This window comes from Fibrisoma montanum (assembly GCF_003583365.1).
In the GTDB taxonomy this organism is placed as follows: Bacteria; Bacteroidota; Bacteroidia; order Cytophagales; family Spirosomataceae; genus Fibrisoma; species Fibrisoma montanum.
Genome location: NZ_QXED01000003.1, coordinates 439062 through 450927 on the forward strand (window position 1 = coordinate 439062; position 11866 = coordinate 450927).

Sequence of the window (11866 nt, forward strand, 5' to 3'; positions counted from 1 at the left end):
GGCCGATTAGCCAGGCTTTATGTTTTACTTCTTTTTATCAGCTTCCCTGCTGATACACAACGACATCCTCAATTTCTTCGCGCATGGTTAACAGTGTTAACTGCGCGTCAAACTCGGCGCTGAAGGCAAAGGGTTTGCTCCTGAGCAGATAGTCATAGATGAACCAATCGGTTTTAGGCGTCGGTACATTCAGTACGTCGGCAAACTCGATCCACTCAAGCGTTCCCTCGTTGCAGGGCGGTGGCGGTACTCGTTCAATCTCGGCCACGTATACGTAGCTGGTCCAGTTATAGGCTGTCGGAGAGCTTTCGGTTAAGACCCCACAAAACGTCATCCGGTCGGCCCTGATTCCGGTTTCTTCCCAGGTTTCGCGGTAAGCCGCCTGAACCGGACTCTCGAACGGATCGAGCTTGCCGCCGACCGGCGTATACTGGTCTTTGTTTGGTTCTTTCAGCCGTTTCAGCAGCAAAAACGCAGTACCGTGACGAAGCACACACAGCACTGCCGTACGCTTCAGGCCGAGGGGTACGCTCAATGAACCCATAGCTTAGTAAGCCCGGGCAAACACAACCCGGCCTTTCGATGGTTTTCCCGAAAAGATATCAACGCCCTCTTCCGGCTCCTGATCGAACGGAATGCAGCGTATAGTCGCTTTCGTTTCTTCCTTGATAGCCTCCTCAGTTTCGGGGGTGCCGTCCCAGTGCGCCAGAATAAAGCCACCTTTCTCGATCTGTGCCTTGAACTCGTCGTACGTATCAACCCGGAAGGTGTTGGCCTCCCTGAACGACATAGCCTTCTGGTAAATTGTCCGCTGAATGTCCTCCAGCAGAAGCTTGATCCGCTCCGTCAGGCCCTCGAACGGTACCGTTTCCTTGGTTTTCAGATCGCGCCGGGCTATCTCTATCGTGCCGTTTTCCAGGTCGCGGGCGCCCATGGCCAGCCGGACCGGTACGCCCCGCAGTTCATACTCGGCGAATTTCCAGCCCGGTGAGTTCGCATCGGAGTCGTCGAACTTCACCGAAATCCCGGCTTTCCGCAGTTCCTGAATCAGGGGCTTAATCTTCTCCGACAACTGCGCCAGTTGTTCTTCCTTGCGATAGATCGGCACGATAACAACCTGAATGGGCGCCAGTTTCGGCGGCAGCACCAGGCCATCGTCGTCGGAGTGGGCCATGATCAGCGCCCCCATCAGGCGGGTACTAACCCCCCATGACGTACCCCAGACGTAGTCGAGCTGGTTCTGTTTGTTCAAAAACTGCACCTCGAATGCTTTCGCAAAATTTTGCCCCAGGAAGTGCGAGGTTCCGGCCTGTAACGCCTTGCCGTCCTGCATCATGGCTTCAATGCACAGCGTATCCTCGGCCCCCGCAAAGCGCTCGTTCGGCGTTTTGGCCCCACGTACTACCGGCATAGCCATCCATTCTTCGGCAAAGCTGGCGTATACCTCCAGCATCTGCCGGGTTTCGTCCATCGCTTCCTCAGCGGTTGCGTGGGCGGTATGTCCCTCCTGCCACAGGAATTCGGCTGTTCTGAGGAAAATCCGCGTCCGCATCTCCCAGCGCACTACGTTGGCCCACTGATTGATCAGCAGCGGCAGATCGCGGTACGACTGAATCCAGTTCTTGTACGTGCTCCAGATAACGGTCTCTGACGTCGGGCGGACGATCAGTTCCTCTTCCAGTTTAGCTTCCGGGTCAACAACCACGCCAGAGCCATCTTCGGCGTTCTTCAGCCGGTAATGCGTCACTACGGCGCACTCCTTGGCAAACCCCTCTACGTGTGAGGCTTCCTTGCTCAGGAACGATTTGGGGATAAACAGCGGGAAATACGCGTTGGAATGGCCGGTTTCCTTGAACATATCGTCCAGCGCACGCTGCATTTTTTCCCAGATCGAGAAGCCATACGGCTTGATCACCATGCAACCACGAACGGCTGAGTTTTCGGCCAGATCCGCTTTTTTAATGAGTTCGTTGTACCATTCGGAGTAGTTTTCGCTACGGGAAGGAATCGCTTTTGCCATAAGTAAGACGTTGGATGCTGAACGCGGGATGCTGACGTAGTGGAGGTTAAACATTAGACCGAAACACGGCGTTTAGTGTAGTATCTAATGGCTGGTATCCATTGTCCGGCATCCGGCGTCCAAAAAAAGTTTAGAAGGTTTTAAACCCTGCTGAACAAATAGGAATCTAATAGGTTGAAAACTTGCAAAGATAGGTTTTTCCTCTATTTTTGTAATCAAACCGTTTACTCCTGCGTTATGGATTTAACGGCCAAATAATATGAGCCTTTATTACGATAATCCCCTTGCCCAATGAACACGCAACGCGTATATCGATACCTGGCGCTGGCCGCGCTGCTGGGTTTCTGGAGTTGTAGCTCCAGCCGGCAGACCGCCCGGAACGCAGGCGAAATTGATGACTTGTACGGTAACTCGGCCAGTGCCGAGGTGTATGCCAGCAATTCGTCCGAACCCACCCGGGATGCCCAACGGCTTGATCGTCCCCGACGCTCGGCCCGCAACGCCAACCCCGAGTATTCGGAGGATCAGCAGGCTTTTGATGCTAACTCAGATGAGTACTATTCAGAGCTGAGTGCCCGCAAACTGAAGCGGGGGCTTTCTCCCGATCCGGGCTGGAACACCGACAATGACTACAACGCCGGCTTTGTGAACGGCTACTATGCAGGCGTCGGTAATCCGGCTTTCAACGCGTACCGCTGGAATCCGTGGGGGTATAACAATACCTTCAACAACGGCCTGAATTTCGGCCTTGGTCTGGGCCTTGGCTCAACCTGGGGCTGGAACCGGTTCGGCTACGGCTTCGGCGGTGGTTTTTACGATCCGTTCTTTAGTCCTGCCTATGCTTTCAACAGCCCATTCTATTCGCCGTTTGGGTATGGCTACGGTGGTTTCTACGATTCGTTCTACAGTCCCTACTACGGTGGCCTGTATAGTCCGTTCTACGGTGGTGGAGCCTTCGGTGGCTGGGGCCGTCCGGTGTATGCCGGCAATGTGATTGTAACGGGTGCAGATCCCTACCGGAACAACCGGGTATACGGTGCCCGGAATGACCGGTCGTCGGCCCGGTACAACGATGCGTTTGTAAACACGCCCCGTCCGGCCACATCTAATGGTGGTCGTCGGTCAGGCGATGCGTATTACTCATCGGGTAATGGTACGTCGGCGTCTACGAACAATACAAACGGCCGGACGAACAGCGATTCGTACTACGCTCGTCCGCGGTCGAACAGCCGCGGTACGTACTACTACGACAACGGTTCGTCGAGCGGTGGCCGCACCAGCAGTGGTACCGGCACCTACACGGCTCCGTCGTATAACAGCGGTAACTCCGGCAGCGACTACTATGCTCGTCCGCGGTCGAATAGCCGTGGTACGTATACACCGGCTCCGTCGAACAACGGCAACAGCCGGGGTAGCTATCAGCAGCGTCAGCCGAGTTACCAGCAACCGAGCTATCAGCAGCCTTCTTACCAAAGCCAGAGCCGGGGTAGTTACTCCGCACCGACTCCCAGCTACAGCGCCCCCGCCCCAAGCGGTGGCAGCCGGGGTGGCAGCAGCGGTAGTAGCTCTGGAGGCTATTCGGGCGGTGGTGGCTCACGCGGACCGCGCTAATCAGCACCGTTCATCAAAATTACGTCCCGCCGAACTGACATTCGGCGGGATTTTTCGTTTATGTGAGTAGGTGCCTTTAAACGTTTTCCCATCAATTTGGTCTTAACGGCAAAGCACACCCTTTACTCATCTAACAAAATGGACAAACGCATATATGTAACGGGCGGCCTCATGCTTATGGCCACCGTTTCGTACGGTCAGTACGCAGCCGATGCTTTTCGGTATTCGGAGCAAATCATAAATGGAACCGCCCGCTTTCAGGGCATTGGCGGCAACCACGCGGCCCTGGGCGCCGACGCCAGCAACGCCTGGGGAAACCCCGCCGGTCTGGGTTTCTACAACCGCTCGGAGCTGAGCATCAGCCCTTCCCTGCGACTGCTGAATGTTGGGGCCAACTACCTCGGACAGACCACTAACTCCTCAAAGGCGGTACCGTTTGTGGGGAGTGCATCGCTGATTTTCGCCGGTGGTTCGCCTAACAACGAAAACCGCAGCGTCCGCCGGACTACATTCGGTCTTACCTACTCGCGGCAGATCAGTCTGAACAACGAGTACGTGTATCAGGGACGTAATAACCGGAGTTCGCTGGCGGATTCCTATCTCGAAACGGTGAACGCCCGCGGCATTCCTTCAGGGGCTTTGGATGGAGAGTATGATGGTCAGAATAACATAGCCGATAACATTGAAGCAGCTGCCTATCAGCTTTATCTGATTAACCCAACGCAGAATAATGGGACGAGCTATTTCAGGTATGATGTAAATGTCCCGGTTGATCAGCGGGGTAGCTTTACGTCCAACGGTTCGGTAAGTCAGTGGGGGCTTTCACTGGCCAGCAACTTCAACGATAAATTGTACGTTGGTGGTACGTTGGGTTTTACGCGCACCCGCTACGAATTCACGGATACGTTTGACGAAAGTTACGTAGGAGGACGCGTGTTTAACGGATTCCGGCAAACGTCCGACTACTCCGTTACGGGTAATGGTATCAACCTGAATATTGGCTTGATCTATAAGCTGGACCAGAACGTTCAGATTGGAGCCAATGTCGTGTCGCCGAATTTCACTACACGTACATTCCGTGAAGAATTCAGCCAGAATCTATCCATTGATCCAATCGGTATTCCGCAGACTGATGAGCAGGGTCGCCCGGTTCTGTTTATTCCAGACATTACGTCAGTTCCCACAGCCCCTCAGAATTTTGATTTTACCATCACAACTCCTTTGCGGGCTTCGGCCGGTGTTACGTATCTCTTCGGACGTAGTGGCTTCATAACGGCTACGGCTGAGTACGTTGGCTATAAAGGATTACGGGCCGGAACATCATTCTATACGTCGGCGGCCGATAACCAGGCGTTCCGCAATGACATCCGGAACGAGATTGAGCAAACGTATAATAACACGGTTAATTTTCGGGTGGGTGGTGAATTCCGTAGTGGCCTCCTTCGGCTGCGGGCCGGTGCTGCTTACATTCCCAGTGCCTACAACACGAATTTCGACCAGTTAGCGCGGGATAACGAACGGAATACCCTGTTGTACAGCGCTGGTATCGGCGCTCGTAATGACCGGTTCTTTGCCGATCTGGCCGGTGTGTTTTACACGACCAAGTCAGCTTATACGCCGTACACGCTGAACAACCCGCAGAACTACGGTTCGGCCCTGCTGACCAACCGGAATGCGAACCTGACGCTATCGCTTGGGGTGTTTTTCTAATCGGACGTTTGTTCTACAACAGCAAGCCGGCCAGACTGAACGTTCAGTCTGGCCGGCTTTTTTTGATGTATGGCTTCCTGCTACAACAACTCCCCTATTTTCCGCAGCACCTCATCTTCGTTGGTTTCCCCGGTTATCGTAATATGCGCCTGACTATAAAACGGCAGCCGGCTCTGGTAGCGCTGCTCCAGTGAACGGAGTAATTCAGGATCATTGGCATTATACAGCGGTCGGTCATGGATGGCATGGGCAACCATGCGCTGCACCAGCACGGCCACGGGTACGTCCAGAAACACCGAAATCCCGGTAGCCCGGATGTAGGCCATGTTCTCGTTAAAGCACGGCATACCGCCCCCGGTCGCTACAACGAGACTGCTACCGGGTTTGATCTTATGGAGCACCCGCCGTTCAGCCTCGCGGAAATACGCTTCACCCGATTGCGCAAAAATATCGTTGATGGTACGTCCTTCTTCACGAACAATCCGCTTGTCTGTGTCCACGAATCGATAATGAAGTGCTTCGGCGATGCGCTTGCCTATGGTCGTTTTACCAGACGACGGCATCCCGATGAGGAAGATGTTTTTCAAGGGAGGAAAGGAGGAAAGGGAGGAAGGAGGAAAGGGAGGAGAGATTCTTTATTCCTTTCCTCCCTTTCCTCCTTCCTCTACTGCTTCACTACGTCTAAAACGTCGGCTGCGTCGGGGGTGGTGTTGTAATGCCACTTGCCTTTCACCACGCCGTCGCTCAGCAACCACGTACCGGGATTTGAGCGCATGATGGTTTTCAGCACCGTCGCGTCCGATTTGTAATACGGTACGTTTTCCAGCTGAAATTCCTTGCGGAATGCCTTGATTTCGTCGTCGCCGACGGAGGTAAGGAAATAGGGCGAAACGTTGGAGCCCTGTAACCCTTTCACCAGCGAACGAATCGCCGTGATGCTGCCGGGGTCAAAGTCGTTAACGTCCTTAAGAATAATGAACAGTTTCCTGCCTTCGAACGTCTGCTGCGTAAAATCGCCTTCGTCATTCCAGACCCGATAGTCCGTAATTTTCGGCTTGGCGTTCTCGTTCACCAGCACCATCTCCTTGAACTTGTAGGACGGATCGGATGGATACTGCTCGAATTCAAACTCCTTGCCGTCTTTCTCCAGCACGTACTTATACCGCAGAGGTTCCGACGGCTTCATCTGGGCCGGAATACTTTTCCCGACGGCATACGGCAACAGATCCAGCGGAGACAAAAACTCGATGGCGTAGATGCCCAGACCCAGGGTCAGCACGATGGTTAGCCCCACGATCCAGCCGGTTTTGCGGGCCCGCATCCTGTTGCGGTGTCCAATGATAAACAGGATCAGCACCGTCAGCACGACGTCCTTACCGAACGATGTCCAGGGCTTTAGCTTAATGGCATCGCCGAAGCAGCCGCAGTCGGTTACCCGGTTAAAATACGCCGAATAAAACGTCAGGAACGTAAAAAAGATAATCAGGAAAAAGAGCAGCCAGGAAATGAGCCGGGGCCGGTACGACACCAGCAGGGCCACACCCAGCACCACCTCAGCCGCGCAGAAGAGCACCGACATGGCCAGTGTAAACGGAACGAGGGCCATAAAGAAGTCATGCAGCAAGGGAACGTCCTGCGCAAAGACTTCAAAATACTCTTCGAACTTAATCTGAGTGCCTACGGGATCGTTGAGTTTAATCAGCCCCGAGAAAATGAAAACAATGCCAACAATATAACGGGCAATCCGGGCAGCAATCAGCATGGCCGGGGTTCCGGTTTTAACCCGGGCTTGGGGGGCGGTTGTATCCATAGTACTTGATACGGGCTATTGCAGACCAGTCATCGGACAACGATCCGGTGAGCGGGTATCCAATAGCCATCGTCTAACGTCCGGTGTCCTGTAGTTTAATCAAACAAAAAACGGCGTAATTAATCATATCCATATAATTGGCGTCAACGCCTTCCGAGACCAGCGTCGTGCCGCGATTGTCTTCGATCTGTTTGGTACGCAGCAGCTTCATCAGAATGATGTCCGTCATGGAGCTAACCCGCATATCGCGCCAGGCCTCGCCGTAATCGTGGTTCTTGGCAAACAGCAAACGCATTACCCGGCCAATCTGTTCGTCGTATAGGCGTTCAAGTTCGTCGGTGGGGATATCCATTTTGGCCGCCTTATCCGGCTGACCGTCGGCGATTTGAACTTCATGTTGAAAATGAAGCTGAATCAGGGCCATCACGCAGTAGTTGATGATACCGACAAATTCCGGCTCAATCCCCTCACCTACGTGGCTGACACCCGTTTCCTGCAGGGTACGAATCCGCTGGGCTTTGATAAAAATCTGATCGGTGATGCTGGGAAGCCGAAGAATACGCCATGCCGTGCCGTAATCCTGGTTTTTTTTGAGAAAAAGGTCTTTGCAGCGTTGGATAACCTGCCGATATTCGAGTTCAGTTTGGGACATAATCTGAAGTTTGTAGGTTGTCGTCTGAAGTTTACCCGACCGATTAACCTCGAACTACGCACAACAAACATAAAACGTACCTTGCTCAAAAGTACAAAAAAAACACTGAACTGCCGGGGCCGGCTCGTCGATTTGACGACACCGGCCGTGATGGGCATCCTCAACGTAACCCCGGATTCCTTCTACGGCGGAAGCCGCCTGCTACCCCTAACCCACTCAACCTCAGCACACATTGACCAGGCCGTGGCGCTGGCCGAACGGATGCTGACCGACGGAGCAACTTTTCTGGATGTAGGCGGCTATTCTACCCGTCCGGGAGCGGCTGAAGTAAGCGCCGTTGAAGAAGCCGACCGGGTGCTGCCGGTCATTCAGGCCATTCTGAAGTCGTTTCCGGATGCGCTGCTCTCGGTCGATACGTTCCGGGCGTCGGTGGCCCGGCAGGCGGTCGATGCCGGAGCCGCGCTGGTCAACGACGTAGCGGGCGGTACGCTCGATGAGGCCATGTTCGAAACCGTCGCGGGTCTGAGGGTTCCGTACGTCCTGATGCACCTGCGCGGCAATCCGCAAACCATGCAGTCGCTGGCCCGCTACGACAACCTCGTTACGGACGTGATCGATGAACTTGGCGTTCGGCTGGCCGCCCTGCGGGCGCTGGGGCACAAAGACGTTATTCTCGACCCTGGTTTTGGATTTGCCAAAACCCCGGCGCATACGTTTCAACTGCTGCGGCAACTTGACGCCTTCCGGGTATTTGACGAACCGCTGCTGGTGGGCATTTCGCGCAAGACAACCATCTGGAAAACACTGAACATAACCGCGGATCAGGCACTCAACGGCACAACCGTACTGAACACAGCGGCCCTGCTGAACGGCGCGGCTATAGTGCGGGTACACGACGTGCGGGAGGCTGCCGAAGCCGTAATTTTAGTCGATCACCTAAAAAAAAATTAAGCCAGGTATTGCGTTTAGGCCGTACAAACCCTACTTTTGCAGTCCCAAAACGGTAAAACACCGCTAACGGAATGATCTGGTAGCTCAGCCGGTAGAGCAATACACTTTTAATGTATGGGTCCTGGGTTCGAGTCCCAGCCGGATCACCAAAAAGCCGCTCAATAAGCGGCTTTTTTTATTACAGGCCGTTCAACTTCCTACATTTTGTTGATCCAGCAGTGAAAACGAAGGAGGTTTTACGAAAAATAATAACGAGACTGGTTTGAAACGCTAGTAGTCAGGGGTATCAAAGAGACGGTTGCCAGAGAGTGACCCGGCTATTTTGTATATCCTTTCTATTTACTTTGTGACATCAACTAGTTTTCTCTATTTTCGCACCATTTGAGATTTATTGGTTTACATGACTATTCTTGGCATCTCTGCCTTCTATCACGATTCGGCGGCCGCGCTGATTATTGATGGCAGAATTGTTGCGGCTGCTCAGGAAGAGCGTTTTACCCGCCGAAAACATGACCCTGCCTTTCCTGCTCAGGCCGTGCAGTACTGTCTCCAGTCGAGCGGACTCAGCTTAAAAGACCTTGATGCCGTCGTTTTTTATGACAAGCCCCTGCTTAAATTTGAGCGATTGCTGGAAACGTATTATGCATTCGCCCCGAAAGGCTTACGTTCGTTTATTACGGCCATCCCGGTCTGGATTAAAGAAAAGATGTTTCTGAAGCGGCTGATCCGCGAAGAACTGGAAAAATTGTATGGTGATGCCGCCAGGTCAGTCAAGCTGCTGTTTCCCGAGCACCATCTTTCTCATGCCGCCAGTGCCTTCTACCCCTCTCCTTTTGAAGAAGCAGCCATTTTGACCATAGACGGTGTTGGCGAGTGGGCAACGGCCTCTATCTGTAAAGGATCGGGTAAACAGATTTCAATTCTGAAAGAACTACGTTTCCCCCATTCTCTTGGACTGCTGTACTCGGCCTTTACGTATTTTCTGGGCTTTAAGGTGAATTCTGGTGAGTACAAACTCATGGGTCTGGCCCCTTATGGCAATCCTGAGTCGCCGGATGTCGATCGGTACGTGGACATTATCAAGCGTGAACTTGTATCGATTAAAGACGACGGCTCAATCTGGCTCAATCAGGACTATTTCAATTATGCCACAGGCCTGCGCATGGTCCACGGAGATAAATGGGCACGTCTGTTCGGTTTTCCGCAGCGGAATCCCGAAGAGGACTTACTGGAGCATCATTGTAATCTGGGCTTAGCTATTCAGCGCATCACCGAAGAGGTTGTCATTCTGATGGCAAAGGAGGCCCGGCGTTTGAGTGGGGCTCGTTATTTATGTCTGGCAGGTGGGGTAGCGCTTAACTGCGTTGCCAATGGTAAGCAACAGGCGGCAGGCGTTTTTGATGACATATTCATCCAGCCCGCGGCCGGTGATGCCGGTGGTGCCCTGGGAGCGGCTTTAGCAGCTTATCACATCTATTTCGGCAACGAGAGAATCCTCAGCGGTCAGCAGGACGAAATGTCGGGCTCTTACCTGGGTCCTGATTTTACGGATCGGGATGTTGAGCTGACCGCTCGTAAGTATAAAGGTGTTTTTACCCGTTACGATTCCGTAGCCGATTTATGCACGGCAACGGCGCAGCTTCTGGCCGACGGCAACGTAGTGGGCTGGGTACAGGGGCGGATGGAGTTTGGTCCCCGGGCGCTGGGTGGCCGTAGTATTCTGGGCGACCCCCGAAACCCGGAGATGCAAAAGAAACTAAACCTGAAGATTAAGTACCGCGAATCGTTCCGGCCATTTGCCCCTTCGGTGCTGGCCGAAGACTGCGACCAGTATTTCGACTACGGCGGTATTTCCCCTTACATGCTCCTGGTGCATCCGGTTGCTCAGGCCCGTCGGAAAGCGCTGCCGGCTGAGTACCACCAGCTGCCACTACGTGATAAGCTCTATTACCTACGCTCTGATCTGCCATCGATTACCCACATTGACTTCTCGGCGCGGATTCAGACGGTTCACCGGGAAACAAACCCTCGTTACCACCAACTTATCCAGGCGTTTAAACAACTAACGGGCTACGGGGTCGTTGTAAATACAAGTTTCAATGTGCGGGGAGAACCGATCGTCTGCACTCCCGAAGACGCGTATCGCTGCTTCATGCGTACCGAAATGGATTACCTCGTGGTTGGCAACTACCTGTTTGCCAAGCAGGACCAGCCGGCCTGGCAGGAAAAAGATAACTGGAAAGAAGAATTCGTTCTGGACTAAAATCTGACCAACAAATTCCAACTCATTTATCTGTATACGGGTCTTTCCGGATACTCCGCTACGACAAGTCAATCCAGTAAATCAATTAGCACTCACTGAATAAACCTTCAACAAAACCATGGATTTCGTCAAAGATCTTTTTCAGTTTCTCAAAGAGCGCCAGAAATGGTGGCTGGCCCCAATAATCATTATCCTGCTACTGTTAGGCATCCTGCTGGTAATTGGTGGCGGTTCCGCCATAGCACCGTTTATCTATACCCTGTTTTAGCGATTTTTCTATGGCTTGGCTCTATCAGCCAAGCCATGCTTTACCCTTCGACTACTCATGCATAAGCGGGTATCTGAACTGGATATGTATAAGGCCAATCTGGCCATAACAACGGGATTTTTAGCCTTTTACTTTCTTTTTGGCCGCAACAACTGGTTTTTATACATAGCCCTGACCGTAGGAGCTCTGACATTACTTGTACCAGCTATTGCGAGGTGGATCAGTTTTGGCTGGTTTAAACTGGCCGAGGGACTTGGCTTCGTAAACTCGAGAATTTTGCTGTCCATTGTCTTTTTTGTCTTCCTCTTGCCGGTTGCTCTGCTTTATCGGGCGTTTAATCGGAACATCTTGTCATTACGGTCGGGGCGGTCTGAAGCTTCCGTTTTCGTGGAACGAAACCATACGTATACAGCCAACGATCTGGAAAATATCTGGTAAGCCTCATCCGTTACGTTAGTCTTTCACTGTACTTCGCAGGCAGTTTCCTGTTTTCTCGATAGGCAAAACCTTTTTAAATTATCTGATGGCTATGATCGGCTAAGCAACTCCTTGCTACGTTTCACTTGCCTGCCAACCGCTAC

General features: G+C 52.8%; 11 protein-coding genes and 1 tRNA gene. 7 read left to right on the top strand and 5 right to left on the bottom strand.

Going from position 1 to position 11866, the window contains the following annotated elements:
- Positions 1-37: 37 nt before the first annotated feature.
- The gene (locus tag DYU11_RS11865; protein WP_119667886.1) at positions 38-544 is read right to left on the bottom strand and encodes an NUDIX hydrolase; all 507 of its coding nucleotides are present in this window, start codon (positions 542-544) and stop codon (positions 38-40) included.
- Positions 545-547: 3 nt separating this feature from the next.
- On the bottom strand, positions 548-2020 hold the full coding sequence (gene proS, locus DYU11_RS11870; RefSeq protein ID WP_119667887.1) for a proline--tRNA ligase: 1473 nt from the start codon (positions 2018-2020) through the stop codon (positions 548-550).
- 291 nt (positions 2021-2311) lie between these two features.
- Between proS and DYU11_RS11875 the strand changes: the two genes are divergently transcribed.
- A complete protein-coding gene (locus tag DYU11_RS11875) occupies positions 2312-3631 on the top strand; it encodes a pilus assembly protein (RefSeq protein WP_119667888.1) in 1320 nt (439 codons plus the stop codon).
- 138 nt (positions 3632-3769) lie between these two features.
- A complete protein-coding gene (locus DYU11_RS11880) occupies positions 3770-5341 on the top strand; it encodes a porin family protein (protein ID WP_119667889.1) in 1572 nt (523 codons plus the stop codon).
- An 80-nt stretch (positions 5342-5421) separates the two neighbouring features.
- Here DYU11_RS11880 and DYU11_RS11885 read toward each other — a convergent pair whose 3' ends face one another.
- The 3 genes from DYU11_RS11885 to DYU11_RS11895 all read right to left on the bottom strand — a co-directional run bounded on the left by DYU11_RS11885 (position 5422) and on the right by DYU11_RS11895 (position 7803).
- Positions 5422-5928 carry a shikimate kinase gene (locus DYU11_RS11885; protein WP_119667890.1) on the bottom strand — a complete coding sequence of 169 codons (507 nt, stop codon included), beginning with the start codon at positions 5926-5928 and terminating at the stop codon, positions 5422-5424.
- Between the two features lie 77 nt (positions 5929-6005).
- On the bottom strand, positions 6006-7151 hold the full coding sequence (locus tag DYU11_RS11890; protein ID WP_119667891.1) for a BT_3928 family protein: 1146 nt from the start codon (positions 7149-7151) through the stop codon (positions 6006-6008).
- 73 nt (positions 7152-7224) lie between these two features.
- Positions 7225-7803: a DUF1599 domain-containing protein gene (locus DYU11_RS11895; protein ID WP_199736713.1), complete on the bottom strand. Its 579-nt coding sequence runs from the start codon at positions 7801-7803 to the stop codon at positions 7225-7227.
- 81 nt (positions 7804-7884) lie between these two features.
- Between DYU11_RS11895 and folP the strand changes: the two genes are divergently transcribed.
- From folP to DYU11_RS33630, 5 genes are all read left to right on the top strand, one after another.
- Complete coding sequence (gene folP, locus DYU11_RS11900) at positions 7885-8754, top strand: dihydropteroate synthase (RefSeq protein ID WP_119667893.1); 870 nt, start codon at positions 7885-7887, stop codon at positions 8752-8754.
- A 73-nt stretch (positions 8755-8827) separates the two neighbouring features.
- Positions 8828-8903, top strand: a tRNA-Lys gene (locus DYU11_RS11905).
- A 251-nt stretch (positions 8904-9154) separates the two neighbouring features.
- On the top strand, positions 9155-11017 hold the full coding sequence (locus tag DYU11_RS11910) for a carbamoyltransferase family protein (RefSeq protein WP_119668311.1): 1863 nt from the start codon (positions 9155-9157) through the stop codon (positions 11015-11017).
- Positions 11018-11135: 118 nt separating this feature from the next.
- Complete coding sequence (locus DYU11_RS33470; RefSeq protein WP_199736714.1) at positions 11136-11285, top strand: DUF5989 family protein; 150 nt, start codon at positions 11136-11138, stop codon at positions 11283-11285.
- An 84-nt stretch (positions 11286-11369) separates the two neighbouring features.
- A complete protein-coding gene (locus tag DYU11_RS33630; protein WP_119668312.1) occupies positions 11370-11723 on the top strand; it encodes an SxtJ family membrane protein in 354 nt (117 codons plus the stop codon).
- Positions 11724-11866 lie beyond the last annotated feature (143 nt).

Bases quoted from the DNA above. Each gene is read 5' to 3' on its own strand.
- DYU11_RS11865 (WP_119667886.1), bottom strand. From the start codon at position 544: ATGGGTTCATTGAGCGTACCCCTCGGCCTGAAGCGTACGGCAGTGCTG.
- proS (WP_119667887.1), bottom strand. From the start codon at position 2,020: ATGGCAAAAGCGATTCCTTCCCGTAGCGAAAACTACTCCGAATGGTAC.
- DYU11_RS11875 (WP_119667888.1), top strand. From the start codon at position 2,312: ATGAACACGCAACGCGTATATCGATACCTGGCGCTGGCCGCGCTGCTG.
- DYU11_RS11880 (WP_119667889.1), top strand. From the start codon at position 3,770: ATGGACAAACGCATATATGTAACGGGCGGCCTCATGCTTATGGCCACC.
- DYU11_RS11890 (WP_119667891.1), bottom strand. From the start codon at position 7,151: ATGGATACAACCGCCCCCCAAGCCCGGGTTAAAACCGGAACCCCGGCC.
- DYU11_RS11895 (WP_199736713.1), bottom strand. From the start codon at position 7,803: ATGTCCCAAACTGAACTCGAATATCGGCAGGTTATCCAACGCTGCAAA.
- DYU11_RS11910 (WP_119668311.1), top strand. From the start codon at position 9,155: ATGACTATTCTTGGCATCTCTGCCTTCTATCACGATTCGGCGGCCGCG.
- DYU11_RS33470 (WP_199736714.1), top strand. From the start codon at position 11,136: ATGGATTTCGTCAAAGATCTTTTTCAGTTTCTCAAAGAGCGCCAGAAA.
- DYU11_RS33630 (WP_119668312.1), top strand. From the start codon at position 11,370: ATGTATAAGGCCAATCTGGCCATAACAACGGGATTTTTAGCCTTTTAC.